A 22,411-nucleotide genomic window follows, 5' to 3' on the forward strand; every position below is an offset into this window, starting at 1 on the left:
CTTCGGCGCGGCGACGTGGCGCGGACCAACGCGGCCACCTCGGTGGCCGCGGCCGTGGCGCGCGCTCAGCCGCGCTCGAGCATCGGCGGCAGCGGGCAGTGCAGCACGCCGCAGATGGTGCGCAGCAGTTCGGCCTCGGCCACCGACACCCGGCCGTCGTGCGACACCGCGTCGGTGATCGCCTCCACCGCCACCTGCTTGGCCAGCGGGTCGAGCGCGTCGAGCGGCTCCCACACCGCGTCCAGCGCCAGCACGCCCTCGGCCGGCGGCGCATAGGGCAGGTGGTCGCGCGGCAGCACGCGCTGCATGCCGGCGAGGTAGGCGCGGCGCGCCTGGTCGGGGTCCGACGGATTGCCGCAATGCGCGACCACGGCTAGCAGGGTCGCGAATTCCTGGCGCACGTTGCCCGGCTTGCGCCGCCCGAAGCGCGCATAGCGCGCCGGGTCCAGACTTTCGCGCAGCTGCACTTCGAGCAGCCGCCCCAGGCAGTATTCGAACAGCGAGACCTGGCCGTCGGCGTGCACCACCGCGTGCACCGTGTCCAGGAAGGTCGCCAGTTCCGGCCGCGGCCGCAGGCGCAGGGTGGGAAACGCCAGTGATGCCAGCGGCAGGCGCAGCATCGGATGCAGGCCGCGCAGGTGCTCGTCGCGCAGGCGCCGGGCTTCGGCCGCCACCTGCAGCCCCATGCGGGCGATGATCTCGCTGCGCTGGCGGTCGGCCACGGTGTCGTCGTCGGTGAGCAGCAGACCCATCAGCAGCGGCGCCGCGCCATCCCTGCGCGATGCGAGCGAGCGCAGTTCCTGCGGCAGCGTGGCAACGATCGCGTCGGCGCGGCGGTAGTCGTCCTGCTTGGGTTCGCCGACCTGGGCCGCCACCATCGGCGGCGTCAGGTCGATCCGCGTCGAGATGCCGGGCAGCGCCGCATGACCGGCGGGTGCGAGGCCGAGCTGCAGGTCCTCGTCGAGCCCGTTCGGCGGCGCGCTCAGCCACTGCGCCTTCAGCCGTTCCAGCCCGTCGGCCTTGAAACCCGGCTCCAAGGCCTGGATCCGCTGCAGCAGCGGCGGGTGGGTGGCGAACAGGCCGCTCAGCCCGGTGCCGTCGCCGAACAGCATGTGGCTGACTTCCTCGGCGTCGGCGCGTTCGGCCAGGCGCGAGCCGTCGTGCAGCCCGCCGATCTTCTTCAATGCGCCCGCCAGGCCGACGGTCTGCCGCGTGAACTGCACCGCGGACGCATCGGCCAGCACCTCGCGGCTGCGGCTGACGCTGGCCTTGATCATGCGCCCGAAGAACAGGCCGATGTAGCCCACCGCGAGCGCCAGCAGCGCGCCGAACAGCACCGGCATCGCGTCCCGCCCGCGCACCGCGCCGCCGTGCTGCAGGATCTTGCGACCGATCAGGCCGAGCATCAGGATGCCGAACAGCACGCCGACCAGGCGGATGTTGAGCCGCATGTCGCCGTTGAGGATGTGGCTGTATTCGTGCGCGACCACGCCCTGCAATTCGTCGCGGTTGAGCCGCTCGAGCGCGCCCCGGGTCACCGCGATCACCGCGTCGGACGGCGAGTAGCCGGCGGCGAAGGCGTTGATGCCCGGCTCGTGTTCGAGCACGTAGATCTTCGGCACCGGCACGCCCGACGCGATCGACATCTCCTCGACCACGTTCCGCAGCCGGCGCAGATGCAGGTCGGTGGTGTCTTCGGCCACCGGCACGCCACCGACCTGCTGCGCCACCGATTCGCCGCCGCCGCGCAGCGACGCCATCCGGTACAGCGACCCGATCCCGATCACGCCCAGCGCGAGCAGGGTCGAGACCACCAGCAGCCGTGGGTCCCCGCCGAACACCAGCAGCACGCCCAGGTCGATCGCCAGCACGATGCCGACCACCGCGAACGCGAACAGCACCACCAGCCGCGTGGTATTGCGCTTCGCAAGAGCCTGGCGTTCGAAGAAATTCATCGGACCGTCGCGAGGAGTGATTGCACGCCCGTGATCGCGTGACGCGGACGCCGGCCGCGGGGCATCGCGTCCTCCCGGACCCCGGGTGCGCCCGCGCTCCGCGGACGACCGCCGTTTCGAGCCGCCGGACCGCGGCCGGTCACGACGGCTGCACGCCGGCCATCACGAACCGGCACCTCTCAGAACTGCACCTTCGGCGCTTCGCGCACCTCGGGCGTGTCGGCGGGAATCTCCAGCAGTGCCGCCGGGGCGAAGTTGAACATGCCGGCCACCACGCTGGACGGAAACACCTCGCGCTTGTTGTTGTAGGCCATCACCGAGTCGTTGTAGGCCTGGCGCGCGAACGCGACCTTGTTCTCGGTGCTGGTCAGCTCCTCGGTGAGCTGCATCATGTTCTGGTTGGCCTTGAGGTCCGGGTAGGCCTCCACCACCACCATCAGCCGGCCGAGCGCGCCATTGAGCGCGCCCTGCGCCTGCGCCAGTTCGGCCATCGCCGCCGGGTCGCCGGGGCTGGCCTTGGCCGCCGCCAGGCCCGACTGGGCCGCGGCGCGGGCGGCGGTCACCGCCTCCAGCGTGCCGCGTTCGTGGGAGAGGTAGCCCTTGGCGGTCTCGACCAGGTTCGGGATCAGGTCGAAGCGGCGCTGCAGCTGCACGTCGATCTGCGCGAAGGCGTTCTTGAACGCATTGCGGGCGGTCACCAGGCCGTTGTAGATGCCGATCGCCCAACCGCCCAGCAGGACCGCGATGCCGATCACGATCACCAGCAGAATCAATCCACTCACCGTGATTCCTCCCCTTGTTCATGCAATTCGGGACACAGGCGCCTATGATCGCCTGCAGCGAGAGCATACGCAGGGGGCAGTCCCGATGAAAGCGAACCTCCATCGACCCCGCCGCGCACGCCTCGGGCGTGCATTGCTGGTCGGGATGCTGTCCGCGATCACGCTGTCGAGTACTGCCCAGACTCCGTTGGCCTGGAACCGGGACGCCAGCACCGGGGCCGATGTGACGCCCGCGCCGATCACCCCGGCCACCCCGTCCGATCGCCCCGTGCCGCTGCCGGCCGACGTACAGCGTCTGCCGCTGGCCGACGGCTTCGACGTGCGCGTGTTCGAGGCGATGGCCCAGGACCTGGTGGCGAACCAGCGCGTGCCCGGCCTGGCGATGGCGATCGTGCACGACGGCAAGGTGCTCAGCGCGCGCGGCTACGGCATCACCGACGTCTCGCACGCCCAGCCGGTCGATGCGCACACGGTGTTCCGCCTGGCCTCGCTGTCGAAGTCCTTCGCGGGCACCGTGACCGGCATGCTGGTGTCCGAAGGCGCGCTGCGCTGGGACAGCCGGGTGGCCGACTTCATGCCCAGCCTGAGCTTCGCCGATCCTGCGGCGGCGCAGCGCCTGACCGTGGCCGACGTGCTCAGCCATCGCGTCGGGCTGCGCCACCACACCTACGACCGCGACATCGAGGCCAACGCCGATTACCACAACCTGGTGCAGCGCTTCGCGGCCGCGCCGATGGCGTGTTCGCCCGGCCAGTGCTACGGCTACCAGAACGTGGCCTTCAGCCTGGTCGGCGACGTGGTCTTCGCCGCGAGCGGACAGTTCTACAGCGAGGCGGTGACGCGGCGCATCTTCAAGCCCCTGGGCATGAACGATGCCAGCCTCGGCCTGGACGGCATCACCGCGAGTGCCCGTTGGGCCAAGCCGCACGTGCGCGCCGGTGGCGGCTGGAAGTCGCTGATGCCCAAGCCAACCTATTACCGTCTCGCGCCTGCGGCGGGCGTCAACGCCAGCATCAGCGACATGGCGCAGTGGCTGCTCGCGCAGAGCGGTCGCCGGCCCGAGGTGCTGCCGGCACCGCTGCTGGCGACGCTGCAGTCGCCGATCGTGGGCACGCCCGGCGAGATCCGCGGCGCCTCGTGGCGGCGCGAGCGCCTCAACGCCGCCGGCTACGGCCTGGGCTGGCGCATCTACGACTATTCCGGACATCGCCTGGTCTTCCACGGCGGCGCCGTGCAGGGTTACCGCGGCCTGATGGCGATGCTGCCCGAACGCGACCTCGGCGTCGTTGTGCTGTGGAACAGCGACAGTTCGCTGCCGTCGGGCCTGCTGCCGACGATCCTCGACCGGGCGATCGGGCTGCCGTCGCACCGCTGGCTCGACGTCGATCCGGATCTGGAAAGCCTGTACGCCTCGGACGAGGGTGCGACCCCCTCGTCGGCCGGTGGCCCGCAGTCGGGCGCGGCCGCGGCGCGCCCGCAGTAGCCGGCGGCTCGTTCGCCCGGGGTCATCGCGACTGGACGGCACGCCCTGCGCGGCGTTCCTTCAACCGCCCGCACAAACGTTCAACCCCGGCGACCGACGTCCACGCGCCATCCTTCCCGATCCGCGCCGGTGGCATCCGCCGGGCCTCGACCGTGCATCCTGACGCCGGTCGCTCCCCATAAAAAAACTCCCTCTCCGCCTGGGCTGCGGAGAAGGAGCTCTGGTTTTACGGCGAATCGGGTGTGCTTAGATGAGCGGGGTCGGCATCGGCGGCATCGCCACGGCCGAACTCCGCTTGCTGGCCTTCTTGGCCTTCTTCTTGGTTGCCTTGCGCGCCGGCTTCTTGGCGGCCGACTTCTTCGCGGTCTTCTTGGTCGCCTTCTTGGCGGACTTCTTCGCGGCCTTCTTCGCAGGACGCTTGGCGGTCTTCTTGGCGACCTTCTTCTTCGCGGCCTTCTTGGCAGGACGCTTGGCGGTCTTCTTGGCAGCCTTCTTGGCGACCTTCTTCTTCGCGGCCTTCTTCGCAGGACGCTTGGCGGTCTTCTTGGCAGCCTTCTTCGCGGTCTTCTTGGCGGCGGCCTTCTTGGTCGCCTTCTTGGCTACCTTCTTCTTGGCGACCTTCTTGGTGGCGGCCTTTTTCGCGGGTTTCCTGGTCGCCTTCTTGGCGACCTTCTTCTTTGCAGCTTTCTTCGCGGCCATGGGATGGCTCTCCTCGTCAGTGGACTTGCTCTACAACTGCCCAGTTCAAGCAGCGCGCGGGTATCGGACCCGCGCACAACCGCCGGCGCGCGACGCGCGCTGGAACGGATTCGGCAGGGACGACGCGATCGGGGTTTCGCGGTCCCGGTGATACGAAAACACCTGCGCCCCGGAGCGGCGCAGGTGTCGGATCTGGAGGTCTTGGGTTTTCGCAGCGGAGACGGTGCCTGCATCCACCTTGTAGAAGTCCGGGGCGGAGGTCTTTTGTTTGCTGCGCGTTTTCGTCGTGTGCTGACTCACTCGCTTCCGGTGGCAACCGTCTGTTGGGGCGAAACCTAATCACGGTTTTTTCAACTGTCAACACCCGCCGCGAAAAAATTTCCCGGCCGGCGTCGACGTCTGCACCGGTGCGCGCGGCGATGGTCGCCGCGCGCGCATCGCGGATGCACGACGCCCGCATCGGACCGCGCCATGTCGTGTTCGACGAAAGCGCGGAAAACAAGCGTGTTTTGAAAAACGTCTTCGGGTGCGGCGCGTCGCGACGCCGTCGTCGCCGCCGCGTCGGCAGGCCCGCGGCACGCATGCGCGAAGGTTCATCGGGGTCGTCACCCGGGCTTGACGCGCAGGCGGTTTCGCGCGCTGCACAAACCCGTTTGCGCGGAAAGTGCGCAAACTTTTCCGCCCGCGCGCGGGTCGCGAACGCGTCCGCGCAAGGCGTTCAAGCAGGTCGTAGCCGATCGACGCGAACGCGAACGGCGCGCGTCGAGGAAGCGAGAAGCGGAGGTGGGAGGCGCACCGGCAGGAATCGGGTGCAGGTCGCGGACGGTCGTCGCCACGTCCACGACGGGGCGGCGGACGCATCGCGTCCGCCGCGGGTCGATCAGTGCTCGTCTTCCTCGAGCAGCTCGGCGTAGTCGTCCGGGCCGAGCAGGTCGTTGAGCTGGTCGGAATCGCTGGCTTCGACCACGAACAGCCAGCCCTCGCCGTAGGCATCCTCGTTGATCGTCTCGGGCTTGTCGGCGAGCGCGGCATTGACCGCGGTGACCGTGCCCGACACCGGGGCGTAGACGTCGGAGGCGGCCTTCACCGACTCCACCACCGCGCAGGCGTTGCCGGCTTCGATGCTGTCGCCCACCGCGGGCAGTTCGACGTAGACCAGGTCGCCGAGCAGGCCCTGGGCGTGGTCGGAAATTCCGATGGTGACCTTGCCGTCGCCTTCGACGCGGACCCATTCGTGTGACTTCATGAACTTCAGGTCGCCAGGGATCTCGCTCATGCTGGTCTCCGGATCGTGCGGGTTCTGGGGAAGGTGCGGCTAGTGTAGCGAAGCACGGGCGGCGCGCCGCAAGCACCCGCGCCCGGCGACACGGTCAGGCGGGCTTGCCGTCGCGGACGAACGGGAACTTCACCACCCGGACCGGCACCTCTCGGCCGCGGATGTCCACGCGCACGCCGTCGGCCAGGTCGCCGGCCGGCACCCGCGCGAAGGCGATCGCCTTGCCCAGCGTCGGCGAGAACGTGCCCGAGAGGATCTCGCCGTCGCCGTGCGCCGTGCGTACCGCCTGCCCGTGGCGCAGCACGCCCTTGTCGTCCATCACCAGGCCGATCATCTGCCGCGGTGCGCCGTCGCGCTGCTGCGCCTCGAGCACGTCGCGGCCGTTGAAGGTGCGGCCGGCGTCGAGCGAGACGGTCCAGCCCAGCGCCGCCTCGTAGGGGCTCACGGTCTCGTCCATGTCCTGCCCGTAGAGCGCCATCCCGGCTTCCAGGCGCAGCGTGTCGCGCGCACCGAGGCCGGCGGGCTTCACTCCCGCACGCAGCAGCGCGTCCCACAGCGCGACCGCGCCGGACTCGGACGCGACCAGTTCGAAGCCGTCCTCGCCGGTGTAGCCGGTGCGCGCGACGAACACGTCGCCGAACGCGGTGCCCGGCAGTTCCACCGCGGCGAACTTGCCCAGCGCCTCGACTTTCGCCGCGTCGTCCGGCGCCAGCAGGCCGATCACCCGTCCGCGCGCGGCCGGACCCTGCACCGCGATCATCGACAGCTCCGGGCGCTCGCGCACCTGGACGTCGAATGGCTGGGCCTGGGCCGTGATCCACGCCAGGTCCTTTTCGCGGGTGGCGGCATTGACCACCAGGCGGTAGGCGTCGTCGCCACGGAAGTAGACGATCAGGTCGTCGATCACCCCGCCGCGCTCGTTCAGCATGCAGGTGTAGAGCGCCTTGCCCGGACGCTTGAGCTTGTCGACCGAGTTCGCCAGCAGCCGGCGGAGGAACTCCCGCACCCGGCCACCGTGCAGGTCCACCACGGTCATGTGGCTGACGTCGAACATGCCCGCGTCGCGGCGCACCTGGTGATGCTCCTCGATCTGCGAACCGTAGTGGATCGGCATGTCCCAGCCGCCGAAGTCGACCATGCGCGCGCCGAGCGCGCGATGGCTGTCGTTTAGGATGGTCTTGCGGGTCATGGCGCAGTCCGTCGGGGCGATGCGCGGATTATCCCAGATCGTCCCGCGCGGCGATCCGCGCGCGGAGCGGGCTCAGTGCCGGTGGGGCTCCGTGTGCAGCCGCCCCGCCCCGCAGTCGGGCCCGTGGCAGCCATGGCCTTCCACCTGCAGGGTGGCGTGGCCGATGCCGAACCGGTCGGCCAGCACGTGACCGGCCGCGTGCCGCAGCGCGCGCGCATCGACGCTGTCGTCGACCACCAGGTGAGCGGTCATCGCCGCCTGGCGCGAGGCCAGCGACCACACGTGGAGATCGTGCACGTCGGACACGCCCGGCAGGTCGGCCAGCGCGGTGCGGACCTGCGCCAGCTCGATGCCCTCCGGCACGCCCATCATCAGCACGTTGCCGGCCTGGCGCACGAGCGCGACCGCACGCGGCAGCACCCACAGGCCGAGCGCGACCGCGAGCAGCGGATCGGCCAGGCGCCAGCCGGTGACCTGGATCACCAGCGCGCCGACGATCACGCCGACCGAGCCGAGCATGTCGGCCCAGACTTCGAGGTATGCGCCCTTGACGTTCAGGCTTTCGTCGCTGCCGGCCTTGAGCAGCTGCATCGCGACCAGGTTCACCAGCAGCCCGGCGACGCCCACCACCAGCATGCCCAGCGACGCCACTGCGGGCGGCTGCAGGAACCGGTGCACCGCTTCCCACAGGATGTAGCCCGACAGCACCAGCAGCAGCAGGCCGTTGAACAGGGCGCCCATCGCCTCGGCGCGCACGTAGCCGAAGCTGCGGCGCGCGTCGGGCGGGCGCCGGCCGAGCCGCACCGCGACCAGCGCCACGCCGAGGGCGAAGGCATCGGTGACCATGTGCACCGCGTCCGACAGCAAGGCCAGGCTGTTGGTGGCGAACGCGGCCACCACTTCCACGCCGGCGAACGTCGCGATCAGTGCGAGCGCCCACCACAGGGGCTTCTCGTGGCGGATGCTCGCGGCGCTGGCGTGTTCGTGGTGGTGGCCGTGGCCGTGATGATGGTCGTGCGCCATGCGGGCCACGCTAGCGACCGCGGCGGCTGTTACACAATCGCGGGCGGCGGCGGTGCGTGGCCAGGCGCCACGCGCGCGCTGCGTTCGCGGCGCCTGGCGCTGCCCGATCCCGGCGCCGTCCGCAGCCACCTCCGTGGCCGCTGCCGCACGCGCCGACTCAGTCCGCCGCTTCGACCTGCAGCACGATGCCGTCGGTGCCGACCACGCGCACGGGCGTGCCGGTAGGCAGGTCCGCACCCTGCACCAGCCAGAAGGCGTCGCCGATCTTGACCCGGCCACGCCCGGCCACGATCGCCTGCTCCAGCGGCACCACCCGGCCGATATGCTGGAACGCGCGCCGGTTCAGGTGCGGGTGGTCGCTCTCGCGTTCGTGCCCGCGACCGCGGACGAACTTCCGGTAGACCTGGATCGAGACGAAGCTGAGCGCGATGAATGCCGCCACCTGCGCCAGCAGCGGGATGCCGGGCACCAGCAGCACGCCCAGGAACACCACCACGGCGGCGAAGCCCATCCACAGCATGAAGGCGCCGGGCGCGAGCGCCTCGGCCGCGAACAGCAGCAGCGCGATGGCGCCCCAGGCCACCACGTCCCAGCGCAGGTCCATGGCTCAGTCTCCGCCGGGGAAGGTGACGCGCGACGGCGACGACGGCGGCGGGTTGCCGCGCGGCGCCGCTGGCGGCGGGTTGCCGAGTGCCTGCCTCGCAAGTTCGGCCACGCCGCCGATCGAGCCGATCAGCCCGCTGGCCTCCATCGGCATCAGCACGAACTTCTGGTTGGGCGCCGTGGCCAGTTTCTCGAACGCCTGCACGTATTTCTGGGCAACGAAATAGTTGATCGCCTGCACGTCGCCCTGCGCGATCGCGTCCGAGACCATCTGGGTCGCCTTGGCCTCGGCTTCGGCCAGGCGTTCGCGCGCCTCGGCCTCGCGGAACGCGGACTCCTTCTCGCCCTCGGCCTCGAGGATCGCCGCCTGCTTCTCGCCCTCGGCGCGCAGGATCGCCGACTGGCGATGGCCCTCGGCTTCCAGGATCACCGCGCGCCGCTCGCGTTCGGCCTTCATCTGCCGCGCCATCGAATCGACCAGGTCGCGCGGCGGCTGGATGTCGCGAATCTCGATGCGGGTCACCTTGATGCCCCAGGGGTTGGTCGCGTGGTCGACCACGTTGAGCAGCTGGGCGTTGATGGTCTCGCGGTTGCTGAGCGACTCGTCGAGGTCCATCGAGCCGATCACGGTCCGGATGTTGGTCTGCACCAGCGCGATCGAGGCCACCTCGAGGTTCGACACCTCGTACGCCGCCTTGGCCGCGTCCAGCACCTGGAAGAACACCACGCCGTCGACCTTCACCACCGCGTTGTCCTTGGTGATGACCTCCTGGCTGGGGACGTCCAGCACCTGCTCCATCATGTTGACCTTGCGCCCCACCCCGTAGACCACCGGGATCAGGAAGTGCAGGCCCGGGCCCATGGTGTGGGTGTACTTGCCGAAACGCTCGACCGTCCATTCGTAGCCCTGCGGCACCATGCGCACGGTCTTGAACAGGATGATGATGCCCGCCACCAGCAGCACCGCGGTCAGGAACATGCCTCCGCCCATGGGAACCCCCTCCTTCAGATGTGGATCCGAGTATAGGTCCCGGACCCGGCGCCGAGGCCGGATGTGACCGGGCTGCGACCATCCGCCCCGCCACCGCATCCAGACTGGGGAATGCCGCCCGAACCCCGGCCATCGTCGAGCTTCGCCATCGAGGTGCCCCGGGCGCTGCTCGAGCGCGCGCGCGCCGGCGAGCGGGCGGCGTTCGAGCAGGTCTACCGCTGGTTCGAGCGGCCCGTGTACACGCTGGCGCTGCGGATCTGCGGCGACCGCGAGGAGGCGTCCGAAGTGCTGCAGGACACGATGCTCAAGGTGATCGACCGGATCGGCCACTTCCGCGGCGACAGCCCGTTCTGGGGCTGGCTGCGGCAGATCGCGGTCAACGAGGCGCTGATGCGGCTGCGGCGGGCGAAGCAGCAGCCCGACGCGTTCGATCCGCTGCTGGACGAGCGCGAGGACGACCACGCCGCGCCGCCGCCGGCCGCGGCCGACGCCGCCGCGCTGCAGCGCGCGCTGGCGGCGCTGCCGGCCACCACCCGCAGCGTGCTGTGGCTGTACCACGCCGAGGGCTACACCCACGAGGAGATCGCCACGCTGATGGAGCGCACGACGAGCTTCTCCAAGTCGCAGCTCGCGCGCGGCACCCGCCGCCTGCGCGCGCTGCTGGTACCTGACCAGAGGCTGATGGAGGAATCCGCCCATGCCTGACCATCCTTCCGACGCGCGTCCACCGCGCGACTGGGCGCAGGCCTTCGCCGCGCTGCCGCCCGAAACCCCGCCTGCGGACGGCTGGCAGGCGGTGTCGGCGCGGCTCGACGCGCGCGGCCGCCCCCGCTGGCCGCTGTGGATGGCGGCCGCCGCGGTGCTGATGCTGGCCGTCGCCCTGCCCTGGCGCCTGTCTCCGCCGGGCAGCGAAACGAACCCGCCGACGACCCCCGCATCCCTGGCTGGTCGCGCTGCCGGCCCCGCCCAGGCCGGCGACAGTGCCCTCGCGCAGCTGCAGGCCGAATCCGCGCGGCTCGAGGCGCTGCTGGCGTTCGCGCGCGACGAGCGTGTGTCCAGCGCCACCGCCGCCCTGCTGGCCGAACAGATGGACGATGACCTGGCGGCGATCGACGCCGCGCTGATGCAGCCCGGGCTGCCGATCGAGACCCGGCGCGCCCTGTGGCAGCAGCGCGTCGACGGCCTGCGCGCCGTGACCGGGTTCGAAAGCAACCGCCGCTGGCTCGCCGCGCAGGGCACGCGTTACGACGCCGCCCTGGTCGCGGTCGACTGAAACCGCTCCATCCACGAGGCACGCCCATGACCCGCATCACTTCCTCCCTGCTCGCCGTCGCGCTTGCCGCGCTGCTGTCGTCGGACCCGGTCAGCGCGCGTGACGCGCAGACCGGGGCTGCCTCCGCCACGACCGTGACGCCCGCCACGGACGCCGCGCGCGAACGCGAACTGGCCAAGGCCCGCGCCGAACTGCGCCGCGCCGCCGAACGCGTCGCCGAACTCGCGCGCGCACAGGGTGTCTCCGCCGCGGCTGCCGGACGGCATGCCGCGCAGGCGCGCACGCGGCCACTGCTCGGCGTGCTGCTGGATGGCGACAACGGCGCGGGCGTGCGCATTACCGGGGTCACGCCCGATGGCGCGGCCGCGCGCGCCGGGCTCCGCGCGGGCGACCGGCTGCTGTCGATCGACGGCGTGGCGATCCTCGGCACCACCGGCGAGCTGCGCCTGGCCAACGTGCGCAGGCTGCTGGCCGACCAGCGCGCCGATCGCGAGCTCACCCTCGGCTACGAACGCGACGGCCGTAGGGCCACGGTCAAGGCGACACCCCAGGCCAGCACCCGCGCGTTCGCCTTCGCCACCGGCGACGGCGGCCGCTTCGAATGGATCGACGAGGCGCAGCTGGAACGCTCGCTGGCATCGGCGATGGAAGGACTCGACGCCAGCCTGCTGGCGCTCGACACGGTCCCCGGCATCGCCCCGGACGTGCGCCGCGAGATCGTGCGCATCAGCCGCGATGGCGCCGGCTGCAGGGGCGACGACTGCCGTGCGCCGCGGCTGGCCTCGGCGTTCCGCTGGCACGGGCTGAACCTGGCCGAGCTCGATCCGCAGCTGGGGCGCTACTTCGGCGCCGACCGCGGCGTGCTGGTGCTCTCGACCGGTGAACTCGAAGGCCTGCAGGCGGGCGACGTGATCCGGCGCGTCGACGGCCGGGACGTGGCCACACCGCGCGAGGTCATGGCGCGGCTGCGCGGGCGCAGGAGCGGAGAGCGCGTGGCGATCGACTACCTGCGCGAGCGCAAGCCCGGCCAGACCCGCATCGCGGTACCGGACCTGGCGTGGCCGGCGCCTCCTGCGCCGCCCGCACCGCCCGCACCGCCTTCGCCTCCTCCAGCGCCGGCATCGAAGGCGCCCGCCGCCCCGGCAACGCCGCCCGCACCGCCGCGCCCACCATCGCCACCCGCGGTGGCCGGCGGCGCCTTCGATCGCGGCGCGATGTTTCCGGGCGAGGACGTGGTGGCGATCGCGCAGCGACGCGGCCGGCCTGGCGTGCTCTCGTAGGCGCGCGGCCACCGCACCCGGCGGCGGCCGCGCCTGAGGCGCGTGCGCTCAGGGCGCCGTTGCCGGCTCCACCCACCGAGCGAACACCGCATCGATCTGCGTGTCGCCGACCGTCCTGCCGGCCTGCACCTCGCCCGCCTGGGTGAACAGCGGCATGATCATCGCCATCCCGTCCACGTCCGTCTTCAGCCGCAGCCCGTCCGGATGGGCCAGCGCCGCGTCCCAGCGCGCACGCACGCGCGCCCAGTAGTCGCGGGTCGCGTTCCAGTAGTCGTAGGCGGGCCGGAAGTCGAGCGCTTCGGTGCGCCGGTAGTCGTTGAACCCGGTCTCGCGCGCGAGCGTGCGCATGGTGCTGCCATCGGCGCGGCGCACGGTCTTGGTGTTGTCCTGTTCGTGGGTCCAGCCGCCGGGGACGATGGTGTGGCGGTTCTCCACATTCATCGCGTTGTAGTCGTCGCGTCTGGTGTACTCGCGCCGCGGCAGCGGGCGCCAGGTGCGGTCGGACGTCCACGTGGCGACGCCGTAGCGGTGGTTCCAGCGGCCGGTGCCGCAGTAGCGTGGCGCGTCGCTGACCTCGTACACGCACTGGGTCCAGGCCCCGGTGGTGAGCCCGGCGGGAAGCTTGCGCATGCGCCAGGTCTGGTCGGCGGCGAACTCCCAGCGCCGCGGCGCTTCGAAGGTCCAGTCCTGGCGCCAGTGCTTGGTGACGTGGCCGCTCTTCTGCTCGACCAGGATGTGCTGCAGCACGATCCTGCGCGGGCTGTCCTCGACCACGATCACCACCTCGTCGCCGCCGCTGCGCTGCGGCTTCGCGCGTTCGTAGCCCGGCGCCAGCAGCACCGTTTCGTCGAACGCGAAGTCGACCGTGTACTCGCCCTGCATGGCGAGGATCGCCTTGCGGTCGGCGTCGAGGTCCACGGGCGCGGGCGCGTCCTGGGCGCGCAGGGGGGCGGTGCTCGCGGCGACGGTGAGCAGCAGCAGGGTGGCGTGCTTGTTCATGCGTGCGTCCTGGATCGGGAAGTGTCGAAGCGGGAAGGATCTGGGCGCAGCGCCTCGCTGCGGGGCGCGGCGGGCGGGCGCAGTTCGATCGCGGCGGCGGCGTCCGGCCTGCCCCTCCCGCCCGTGGAGGCGCGCGCGGCGCGCAGGCAGCAGCAGTCGTCGACCAGGGCGCTGGCGTCCGCATCGGCGCGGCGGGCGATCGCGCGCGCGGCGGCCGCTCCGGCCGGCGAGACCGGCGCCAGCACCGCGGCCAACGCACCCGGCGATGATGCGCCCGGCACCGCCAGCGCCCGCACGCGCAGCACGCTGGCCTGCCAGTGGCCGCTGCGCCGCCGGCCGACGAGCCGCTGCAGCAGGCGCTCGCCGATGCCCGGGGCAGGCCCGGTGCCGGCCTCGGCCCGCACCGGCAGCCGCGCCACCAGGCGCTCCCAGGCCAGGAAGTCGCTGTCGGGCAGCAGGCAGAGCTTCCAGCAGCACTCGCCTCCGGTGTCGCGGAAGGCGATGCAGTCCTCCGGCCCGTCGCTGTGCAGCGGGACCGCAGCCTCGGCGCGCACCGCGCGCGACCAGCCGCCGAGTTCGCCGCCCGCGCCGGCCGGGTACAGGCACAGCACGGTCCCCAGCCGCGCAAGCTGGCCCGGCGTGGGCAGTCGCGCGGTCGCGGCGGAGGACATCGGAGCGGTCACCGCGTCACCACGAGAGCGACAGGCTGGCGCCGACGTTGCGCCCCGGCGCGGTGTAGCGGTCGAGCGTCGTACTGGACGCGCCCGCCAGGGCGATGCCGCCCGCCGGCCAGTACCTGCGGTCGGCGAGATTGAACACGCCGGCGCGGAAGGTCGCGCCCGGTGCGAAGTTCCAGTGTGCATAGATGTCCAGGACGCCGTAGCCCGGGCTTTCGAAATAGTCGGCGCTGCCCGCCGGAGCGGACGGCAGGCGGTCGCGTCGGGCGGCGAAGCGGCCGGCGAGCTCGATGCCCCAGGACCCGGCGTCGTAGGCGAGGCCCACGCTCGCGGTCAGCGGGTCGACCGACTCCAGCGGCTCACCCGCGCTGCGGTCGTCGCCGCGCGACCACGCCGCCGCCGCCCGCAGCGTCCATCCCTCCCAGCCCTGCCGCAGTGCGCCCAGCAGCAGGCCGCCCTTGAACTCGACGCCGTAGATGCGCGCCTGCGCCACGTTGACCGACTGGAACACCATCAGCCCGTCCGCGTTCGTGCCGACGAACGAGAACGACTCGATGAAATCGTCGTACCGGTTGTGGTACCCGGCCAGGCTGGCGTACGCCGCGTCGCCGGAGAACCGCACGCCCAGCTCGAGGCCGTCGCTGGTCTCCGGGCGCAGGTCGGGATTGGCGATCGCGGTGTAACCGAACATCACGTTGGTGAAACCGATGTTGACGTCGGCATACGGCGGCGCGCGGAAACCGCGCGCGTAGCCGCCGAACAGCGACCACGCATCGTCCAGGTGCCGGACCAGGCCGAGCTTGGGCGAGACGCTGGTCTCGGTCAGCCCGACCACCGCCACGCCCGGGTTGTCGCCGGCGAAGACCGGATCGAGCTCCGGTTCCAGCCGGTAGTGGTCGACGCGCAGGCCGGGCACCAGGCGGATGCGGCCGTCGGCCAGGGCGATCTCGTCCTGCACGTAGAGCGCCGCGCTGGTGGTGTCGCTGAGCGGGAAATCGCGCACCGGGAACTCGTCCGGCGGCATGCTGGGCGTGGCGACGCCGGTGAGCGGGAAACTGCGCAGGCCGTCGCGGCGCTGCTCTGTGGCGGTGCGCGACAGATCCACGCCCCAGGCGAGGTCGTGGCGCACGCGGCCGGTGTCGAACGCCTTGCGCAGGTTCGCCTGCACCCCCACCACGCGCTGCTCGAAATCGAAGCCGCGTTCGCGGATGTCGCGCAGCGTGGGCGCCGGCAGCGTGCGCTCCTCGATCGTGTACTGCGTGGTGCGGCTGTCCTGGACGTAGACCTGCCAGTCCAGCGCATCGGCGAAACCGCCGCCGGCATCGTCCAGCTCGTGCGCCAGCGACATCCGCGCGCGTCGCTGGTGGTCGCGCGCAGCGACCCGGGTGTGGTCGGCGCCGGTGAGCGCCTGCACGCCCTGGGCGGTGAGCAGGTCGGTGTCGGCGTCGTCCTCGTTGCCTTCGAACGTGAGCCGGATGCGCTGACGCGCGTCGGGCGCGTACAGCAGCTTGGCCAGCACGCTGCGGCCGTCGCGCTGCTGCGGATTCGGACGCGTGCGCGTACTGCCGGTGCCGCCGGCCTCGCCCATGTTCTCCGTGTCCTGCCCCTGCCGGTGCTGGACGGCGACCAGGCCCGACCACCGATCGCCACCGAAGGCGGCGATCGCTCCGGCGGACAGCCCGTTCCAGTCGGTCTCGATGCCGAGCCTGGCGCCGAGGTGCGTGGTCGCGCCCTCGGCCAGGACATCGGCCGGGTCGCGGGTGATGAACGACACCGTGCCCCCGAGCGCATCCGAGCCGTAGAGCGAACTGGTGGGGCCGCGCACCACCTCCACCGCCTTGAGCGTGTCGAGATCCACGAAGTTGCGGTTGGCGTTGGAGAAGCTGCCGATCGAGAACGCGTCCGGCACCGCGATGCCGTCGGTCTGGATCCGCACGCGGTTGCCGCCCAGTCCGCGCACGCGGATGTCGCCGATGCCGAAGCGGCCGAAGGTCTCGGTCACGGTGATGCCCGGCTCGTAACGGAACAGGTCCTTCAGGTCGCGCACCAGCAGCGCGTCCATGCGCGCGCGGTCGATGCGGTCGACGGTGTTGGGCACGTCGGACACCTCGCGCGCGGTGCGGGTGGCGGTGACCACCACGCGGTCGAAATCGGCCGGCGCCAGGTCGGCGTCCGCAGGGGTGTCGGGGTCGGCCAGGGCCAGGCGCGGCAGCGCCAGCGCCAGGGCGGCGGCAAGCAGGGTGGGACGCATGTTCGGTCTCGCGATCGGACGACGGGATCGGAGGCGGAGCTGGCGTCAGGGCAAGCGGGCTTGCCTGGGCTTGCGGGCCTTGGTCGGGTGCGGCGGAGCACCCGCGGGAGCCACGGCGGCAGAGGCCGCGCGGCGCTTACTTGGTGAGGATCAGCTTGTCGTTGCGCGTGTGGCGCAGGCGGTAGGTCTCGTTGCCGTGGCGGATGCACAGTTCGCGCTGGCCCTGCAGCAGGCGCAGGCTGTCGATCTCGCGCAGCGGCTGCGGGCGGAGCGGCGCAGGGTCGGCGGCGTCGGAGATCGGGGTCGCGGAAGTGTGGTGGGCCGGGCTCATCAGCATGGCAGCAGTCCTCGCCAGTCGGGAATCATGATGCTAATGATTCTCATTTGTCTGTCAAGTCCCGGACCGGCGGATTGTCCTCCCCTAGCGCGTGGCGGCTTCCAGGCGGCGCCACACCTGCTCGTCGAAGCGCGCCGACAGTTCGAGCGCGCCGAGGTTCTCGCGCAGCTGTTCGGCGCGCGTCGCCCCCAGGATCACGCTCGACACGTGCGGATTGCTCAGGCACCAGGCGATCGCCAGCGGTGCCGGCGCCACACCGAGTTCTGCGGCGACCGCGCTGAAACGGCGCGACCGTTCCAGCCTGGCACGCCCCTCGGGCCCCTCCAGCGACACGCCAGCGCCCGGCTGCGCCAGCCGCGCGTCGGCGGGCAGGCCGGCGTCGTACTTGCCGCTCAGCAGGCCCGAGGCCAGCGGCGACCACACCGTGGTGCCCAGGCCGTGTTCGGCATACAGCGGCGCGTATTCCAGTTCCACCCGGTCGCGGTGCAGCAGGTTGTACTGCGGCTGTTCCATCGCCGGCGGCTCCAGGTGGTGCGCGCGCGCGACGTGGATCGCCTCGCGGATCAGCGCCGCCGGCCATTCGGAGGTTCCCCAGTACAGCACCTTGCCCTGGCGCACGAGATCGTCCATCGCGCGGACGGTTTCGGCCACCGGCGTGTCGGGATCGGGCCGATGGCAGAAGAACAGGTCGAGGTAGTCCACGCGCAGGCGGCGCAGCGCGGCGTCGCAGGCATCGCGCACGTGCTTGCGCGACAGGCCGGCCTGGGTCGGGCGCGGATCCGGGACCGACCCGAAGCGCACCTTGCTGGACACGCACACGCCGTCGCGCGGCAGCCGCAGGTCGGCGATCACGTCGCCCATCACGCGCTCGGCCTCGCCATGGGCGTAGTTCTCGGCGTTGTCGAAGAAGTTGACGCCGTGGTCCCAGGCCAGCGCGACCAGCTCGCGCGCCTCGCCACGACCGAAGCGGCTGCCGGCGGTCAACCATGCGCCATACGAGAGCGCGGACAGCTTCAGCCCGGAAGCTCCGAGGCGTCGATAGCGCATGGTCGTCTCCGGTCCGAGGGGGCGGGCACAGTCTATTCGACGCGCCACGCGCAATTCCCGCCCGGGCGGCGCGGTATCCTCGCGCCAACCTTCCGACCCGACGTCCGCATGCAGGAATCCGCCTCGCTCAGGCGCATGCTCGCCACCCTCTTCGGACGCCCCGACGAGGTGATGCTCGAACTCGGCGCCAGCGGGGAGCTGCTGGTGGCGAAGCTGCGCGCGCTGCTGTCGCTGCTGACGCTGGCGCTGCCGCTTGCCGCGGGTCTGGGCGCGCAGGACACCACGCGTACGCTGGCGGGCCTGGCGGTGGCGGTGTTCGTCAACCTGATGGCGCAGATCTGGCTGGCGCTCGCGCGCAACCACCGCCGCCACCACTGGCTGCCCTACGCCACCGGCAGCTACGACATCACGGTGATCACCGGCGTGCTGGCGCTGCTGGCGGTGCACGATCCGGCCGCCAGCCTCAACAGCGTCGGCACCTGGTGCTTCTACCTGTTCGCCATCGCCCTGACCGCGATGCGCAACGACGGCCGCCTGACGCTGTACGTCGGCAGCCTGGCGATCGTGCAGTACGCGCTGCTGGTGGGCGCGGTCATGGCGCTGGCGCCGGCGCCGCTGCTGTCGATCGACCACGGCGCGGTGACGCCGACGGCGCAGGGCAAACGGCTGGTGCTGCTGGCGCTGATGACCCTGCTCACCAGCACCCTGGTCTACCGCATGCAGCGCCTGATCGAGATGTCCGGACGCGACGGCCTGACCGGCGTGCCCAACCGCGCCTGGCTGCTGCAGCGGCTGCCGCGGATGTTCGACGCCGCGCGCCGCGACGGGCGCACCGTCAGCCTGGCGCTGGTGGACATCGACCACTTCAAGCGCGTGTACGAGGAGATCGGCCAGATCGGGGGCGACCGCGCGATCCGCCACCTCGCCGGACACCTTCGCGAGATGCTGGGCGAAGACGAACACCTGGCGCGGATCGGCGGGCAGGAGTTCGTGCTGGTGCTGCTGTGCCCCATCGGCAGCGCCTGGGAACGGCTCGACCGCTACCGGCGCAGCCTGGCCGAACGCCCGTTCACATCCGAGCGCGGCAACGAGCCGGTGGCGCTGACCTTCAGCGCCGGCCTGGCGGCGTTCCCGCAGGACGGCGGCAGCGCCTCGGCGCTGCTCGGTGCCGCCGACCGCCGCCTGCAGGAGGCCAAGCGCAGCGGCCGCAACCGCGTGATCGCGCGCGATACCTGAGCATCGCCCACGGCGCGCGACCCGCTGCAGCCGCGGTCTCCAGGCGCTGGCGAGGTTGCCGCCGCCAGCGCCCTGCACTAGGCTGCCGCGTCAGTCAGCCGCCGGAACGGGATCAGATGGAAGCAGTGGCGCGGGTCGGGTTCGGCGTGTTCGGCCTTGCGGTGCTGATCGGCCTGACCTGGCTGTTCTCGACCAACCGCGCGCGCGTGGACTGGCGGCTGGTGGGCATCGGACTGGCGCTGCAGCTGGCGATCGCCGCGGCGGTGCTGCTCACGCCCTGGGGCGCGGGCGTGTTCGACACCCTCTCCAGCGGCTTCGTCAAGCTGCTCGGCTTCACCACCGAGGGCGCGCGCTTCATCTTCGGCGACTTCAGCGATCCGTCCAAGTTCGGGTTCGTGTTCGCGTTCCAGGTGCTGCCGACGATCATCTTCTTCGCCAGCTTCATGAGCGTGCTCTACCACCTGGGCGCGATGCAGAAGATCGTGCAGGGCATGGCCTGGGTGATCACCAAGCTGATGCGGGTGTCGGGCGCGGAGACGCTGTCGGTGTGCGCCAACGCCTTCATCGGCCAGACCGAGGCGCCGCTGGTGGTGAAGCCCTATATCGCGGGCATGACGCCGTCGGAACTGCTGACGCTGATGGTCGGCGGCATGGCCACGATCGCCGGCGGCGTCCTTGGCGCCTACGTGCTGCTGCTGGGCGGCGACGACCCGGCGCAGCAGGCGGTCTACGCCAAGCACCTGATCACCGCCAGCATCATGGCCGCGCCGGCGACGCTGGTGATCGCCAAGATTCTGGTGCCCGAGACCGGCGAGCCGCAGACGCTGGGCAGCGTTCGCGTGAACGTGGAGAAGACCACCGCCAACGTAATCGACGCCGCCGCGGCCGGCGCGGCCGACGGCCTCAGGCTGGCGCTGAACGTCGGCGCGATGCTGCTGGCCTTCATCGCCCTGATCGCGCTGATCAACGCGCCGCTGGCGTGGCTGGGGGAAATCACCGGACTGCAGGCTGCCATCGGCAAGCCGACCACGCTGTCCACCCTGCTGGGCTACGTGCTGGCGCCGCTGGCGTGGCTGATCGGGGTGCCGTGGCAGGACGCCGGCACCGTCGGCGGGCTGATCGGCACCAAGGTCGTGCTCAACGAGTTCGTCGCCTACGTGCAGCTGGGCGAGATCCTGCGCGGCAATGTCGAGGGCGTGTCGCTGACGCCGCAGGGGACGCTGATCGCGACCTATGCGCTGTGCGGCTTCGCCAACTTCAGTTCGATCGCGATCCAGATCGGCGGCATCGGCGGCATCGCCCCGGAACGGCGGCAGGACCTCGCGCGCTTCGGCCTGCGAGCGGTGCTGGGCGGGTCGATCGCGACCATGATGACCGCGACCATCGCCGGCGTGCTCACCAACCTCGGCGCCTGACCTCCGCCCAGCGCCATGACCCACGCCACCGCCCATCGCGTCGTCATCGTCGGTTCGTTCAACGTCGACCACGTCTGGCACTGCGACAGCCTGCCGCGTGCCGGGGAAACCCGGACCGGCCAGTACCGCACCGGCCCCGGCGGCAAGGGTTTCAACCAGGCCACCGCCTGCGCGCGCAGCGGCGCGGCGACGGTGTTCGTGTGCGCGCTGGGCGACGACGAGGGCGGCGCGCTGGCGCGCGCGCTGGCCACGGCCGACGGCATCGACCTGCGCGCGGAGACAAGCGAGGAGCCGACCGGCACCGCGGGCATCCATGTCGATGCACAGGGACGCAACAGCATCGTGATCGGGCCGGGCGCGAACGCCACCCTGTCCGGTGGGTTCATCGCCCGGCAGGCCCAGGCCGTGACCGGCGCGCGCATCATGCTGGCGCAACTCGAATCGCCCGCCGACAGCGTGCTCGAGGCGATGCGCCTGGCGCGCGCGTCGGGCGTGCGCACCATCCTCAACCCCGCACCCGCCAATGCCGAGAGCACACGCGAACTGCTGGCCGTGGCCGACGTGCTGACCCCGAACGAGACCGAGTTCGCTGCCCTGCTCGCGCGCCACAGCAGCGAGCGCATCGATCCGGACGACGTCGCCGGCGCCGACGACGAGCGCCTGCACCACCTCTGCCGTACCCTGCTGCCACGCGGCACGGTCGTCATCACGCTCGGTGCGGCGGGCGCGTTCGTGTCGCACCGCGAGGACAAGTGCCGCGGCGACGAGGCCGCGCACTATCGCGTACCGGCCTACGAGGCGGCGGTGGTGGACACCACGGGCGCGGGCGATGCGTTCAACGGTGCGCTGGCGACGTCGCTGGCGCTGTCGGCCGAGCGCACGTTCGCCGACCATGTGCGCTTCGCGACCCTCTACGCCGCGCGCTCGACCGAGCACGAAGGCGCGGCCGAGTCGATGCCGGTGCTGGCGACACCGGGCGTCGTTGCGCCGTCGGCGCCCCCGACACCGAGTGCCGGCGCGCCGCGCTGACCGCGGCGGCGCGCCGCTCATGCGGCGGCCGCGCTGGTTTCACGAGTGGCTCAGCGCGATTGCGCGATGGTGTCGCGCGTCCATTCCGCGAGTCGTCCGCATGCGCGCCACTTCCGCCCTGTTCCCCGCCCCACCGCTGGCCATACTGCTCACGGTCGCGCTCACAGCCTGCTCGCCGTCCGCGCCACGCACGCCGCCCGCCGACCCGTCCGCAGCCGGAACCTCGGACACCGCGCCCACCTCCGCCGAGGTGCACGCGGACGCGGACGCCCGTGATCGCACGCCACCCGTGCCGGAACCTGCGTCGGCGCCGCCCACCGGCGACACCGCCGAGCCCTGCGACTGGACCGCCCTCGCCCTGCCGCGTCACCGCGCGATGACCGAAGCGACGCCCCAGGCGCTGCTCGAAGCGCTCGCCGACGCCGGCGGCGACGTGGCGCCGCTGCGCGCCCTGCTCCGGCGCCCGGCAGTTGCGCTTGGCACGATCGATGGCACCTGGCGCGTGCGCTCGCTGCAGTTCGACGGCGAGGCCGTGTACGCCTATCCGTATTTCCAGGCGCGCATCTCGCCCAGCGCCTGCGGCCACGCGCTCGCCAAGACCACCGGCTCGCAGCGCCGCAGCGGACAGCTGTATCCCGTGGCCGGCGACGACACGCGCCTCGCCTTCCTCGGCGCCTCGACGGTCAACGACGATCCGCCGCGCGCCTACGAGCCCGCGCGTTCGCCGCAGTCGCAGCGCTTCGGCGAGGAGAACAGCGCGGGCGTGCTCTACCGCATCGGGGCGGACGAACTGCTGGTGCTGCTCGACGCCGACGGCCCGGACGGGCGCTTCGAGGTCTACCACCTGCGCCGCTGAGGCGGCACGC

22 protein-coding genes are annotated in these 22,411 nt (G+C 71.7%); 8 read left to right on the forward strand and 14 right to left on the reverse strand.

Annotation, left to right across the window (positions count from 1 at the left end; translation table 11 throughout):
- Positions 1-65 precede the first annotated feature (65 nt).
- A complete protein-coding gene (locus QFW80_RS07515; protein ID WP_280600997.1) occupies positions 66-1,955 on the reverse strand; it encodes a M48 family metallopeptidase in 1,890 nt (629 codons plus the stop codon).
- Between the two features lie 179 nt (positions 1,956-2,134).
- A complete protein-coding gene (locus QFW80_RS07520) occupies positions 2,135-2,737 on the reverse strand; it encodes a LemA family protein (RefSeq protein WP_280600998.1) in 603 nt (200 codons plus the stop codon).
- Positions 2,738-2,822: 85 nt separating this feature from the next.
- Here QFW80_RS07520 and QFW80_RS07525 point away from each other — a divergent pair, with 85 nt between their 5' ends.
- Positions 2,823-4,220, forward strand: a complete 1,398-nt coding sequence (locus tag QFW80_RS07525) for a serine hydrolase domain-containing protein (RefSeq protein WP_280600999.1) — start codon at positions 2,823-2,825, stop codon at positions 4,218-4,220.
- 246 nt (positions 4,221-4,466) lie between these two features.
- Here the strand turns inward: QFW80_RS07525 and QFW80_RS07530 are convergent, their stop codons facing one another.
- The 7 genes from QFW80_RS07530 to QFW80_RS07560 form a co-directional block, all read right to left on the reverse strand.
- Positions 4,467-4,919 (reverse strand): hypothetical protein, encoded by a 453-nt coding sequence (locus tag QFW80_RS07530; protein WP_280601001.1) that lies wholly within the window; start codon positions 4,917-4,919, stop codon positions 4,467-4,469.
- Between the two features lie 45 nt (positions 4,920-4,964).
- Positions 4,965-5,219 carry a hypothetical protein gene (locus QFW80_RS07535; RefSeq protein ID WP_280601002.1) on the reverse strand — a complete coding sequence of 85 codons (255 nt, stop codon included), beginning with the start codon at positions 5,217-5,219 and terminating at the stop codon, positions 4,965-4,967.
- A gap of 580 nt (positions 5,220-5,799) precedes the next feature.
- Complete coding sequence (gene gcvH, locus QFW80_RS07540; RefSeq protein ID WP_280601003.1) at positions 5,800-6,195, reverse strand: glycine cleavage system protein GcvH; 396 nt, start codon at positions 6,193-6,195, stop codon at positions 5,800-5,802.
- 94 nt (positions 6,196-6,289) lie between these two features.
- Positions 6,290-7,384: a glycine cleavage system aminomethyltransferase GcvT gene (gcvT, locus tag QFW80_RS07545; RefSeq protein WP_280601005.1), complete on the reverse strand. Its 1,095-nt coding sequence runs from the start codon at positions 7,382-7,384 to the stop codon at positions 6,290-6,292.
- A 72-nt stretch (positions 7,385-7,456) separates the two neighbouring features.
- Entirely contained in the window at positions 7,457-8,407 is a 951-nt protein-coding gene (locus tag QFW80_RS07550; protein ID WP_280601007.1) for a cation diffusion facilitator family transporter, read from the reverse strand.
- 157 nt (positions 8,408-8,564) lie between these two features.
- Positions 8,565-9,005: an NfeD family protein gene (locus tag QFW80_RS07555; protein WP_280601376.1), complete on the reverse strand. Its 441-nt coding sequence runs from the start codon at positions 9,003-9,005 to the stop codon at positions 8,565-8,567.
- A gap of 9 nt (positions 9,006-9,014) precedes the next feature.
- Positions 9,015-10,001, reverse strand: coding sequence for an SPFH domain-containing protein (locus QFW80_RS07560; RefSeq protein WP_280601009.1), 987 nt, complete (start codon positions 9,999-10,001; stop codon positions 9,015-9,017).
- Positions 10,002-10,112: 111 nt separating this feature from the next.
- Here QFW80_RS07560 and QFW80_RS07565 point away from each other — a divergent pair, with 111 nt between their 5' ends.
- From QFW80_RS07565 to QFW80_RS07575, 3 genes are read left to right on the forward strand one after another with little or no spacing between them, the layout of a single operon-like run.
- The gene (locus QFW80_RS07565) at positions 10,113-10,706 is read left to right on the forward strand and encodes an RNA polymerase sigma factor (RefSeq protein WP_280601010.1); all 594 of its coding nucleotides are present in this window, start codon (positions 10,113-10,115) and stop codon (positions 10,704-10,706) included.
- The gene (locus QFW80_RS07570) at positions 10,699-11,274 is read left to right on the forward strand and encodes a hypothetical protein (protein ID WP_280601011.1); all 576 of its coding nucleotides are present in this window, start codon (positions 10,699-10,701) and stop codon (positions 11,272-11,274) included. The genes QFW80_RS07565 and QFW80_RS07570 overlap by 8 nt, the downstream gene beginning before the upstream one ends.
- 26 nt (positions 11,275-11,300) lie before the next feature.
- Entirely contained in the window at positions 11,301-12,554 is a 1,254-nt protein-coding gene (locus QFW80_RS07575) for a PDZ domain-containing protein (protein ID WP_280601012.1), read from the forward strand.
- Positions 12,555-12,602: 48 nt separating this feature from the next.
- On the opposite strand, the gene QFW80_RS07580 is transcribed toward QFW80_RS07575, so the two are convergent.
- The 5 genes from QFW80_RS07580 to QFW80_RS07600 form a co-directional block, all read right to left on the reverse strand.
- Positions 12,603-13,553: a DUF6607 family protein gene (locus QFW80_RS07580; protein ID WP_280601013.1), complete on the reverse strand. Its 951-nt coding sequence runs from the start codon at positions 13,551-13,553 to the stop codon at positions 12,603-12,605.
- A complete protein-coding gene (locus QFW80_RS07585; RefSeq protein ID WP_280601015.1) occupies positions 13,550-14,224 on the reverse strand; it encodes a Hemin transport protein in 675 nt (224 codons plus the stop codon). The genes QFW80_RS07580 and QFW80_RS07585 overlap by 4 nt, the downstream gene beginning before the upstream one ends.
- A gap of 16 nt (positions 14,225-14,240) precedes the next feature.
- Positions 14,241-16,481, reverse strand: coding sequence for a TonB-dependent hemoglobin/transferrin/lactoferrin family receptor (locus QFW80_RS07590; protein WP_280601017.1), 2,241 nt, complete (start codon positions 16,479-16,481; stop codon positions 14,241-14,243).
- Positions 16,482-16,617: 136 nt separating this feature from the next.
- Positions 16,618-16,818: a hemin uptake protein HemP gene (hemP, locus tag QFW80_RS07595; protein ID WP_425603518.1), complete on the reverse strand. Its 201-nt coding sequence runs from the start codon at positions 16,816-16,818 to the stop codon at positions 16,618-16,620.
- An 84-nt stretch (positions 16,819-16,902) separates the two neighbouring features.
- The gene (locus QFW80_RS07600) at positions 16,903-17,865 is read right to left on the reverse strand and encodes an aldo/keto reductase (RefSeq protein WP_280601018.1); all 963 of its coding nucleotides are present in this window, start codon (positions 17,863-17,865) and stop codon (positions 16,903-16,905) included.
- Positions 17,866-17,973: 108 nt separating this feature from the next.
- Here QFW80_RS07600 and QFW80_RS07605 point away from each other — a divergent pair, with 108 nt between their 5' ends.
- The 4 genes from QFW80_RS07605 to QFW80_RS07620 all read left to right on the forward strand — a co-directional run bounded on the left by QFW80_RS07605 (position 17,974) and on the right by QFW80_RS07620 (position 22,401).
- Positions 17,974-19,101: a GGDEF domain-containing protein gene (locus QFW80_RS07605; RefSeq protein WP_280601020.1), complete on the forward strand. Its 1,128-nt coding sequence runs from the start codon at positions 17,974-17,976 to the stop codon at positions 19,099-19,101.
- 116 nt (positions 19,102-19,217) lie between these two features.
- Positions 19,218-20,516 (forward strand): NupC/NupG family nucleoside CNT transporter, encoded by a 1,299-nt coding sequence (locus tag QFW80_RS07610; protein ID WP_280601021.1) that lies wholly within the window; start codon positions 19,218-19,220, stop codon positions 20,514-20,516.
- A 15-nt stretch (positions 20,517-20,531) separates the two neighbouring features.
- Positions 20,532-21,545 (forward strand): ribokinase, encoded by a 1,014-nt coding sequence (locus tag QFW80_RS07615; RefSeq protein ID WP_280601023.1) that lies wholly within the window; start codon positions 20,532-20,534, stop codon positions 21,543-21,545.
- Positions 21,546-21,645: 100 nt separating this feature from the next.
- On the forward strand, positions 21,646-22,401 hold the full coding sequence (locus tag QFW80_RS07620; protein ID WP_280601024.1) for a DUF4893 domain-containing protein: 756 nt from the start codon (positions 21,646-21,648) through the stop codon (positions 22,399-22,401).
- The last annotated feature ends 10 nt before the right edge of the window (positions 22,402-22,411 follow it).

It is taken from the genome of Luteimonas rhizosphaericola (assembly GCF_029888045.1).
GTDB classification, from domain to species: Bacteria; Pseudomonadota; Gammaproteobacteria; order Xanthomonadales; family Xanthomonadaceae; genus Luteimonas; species Luteimonas rhizosphaericola.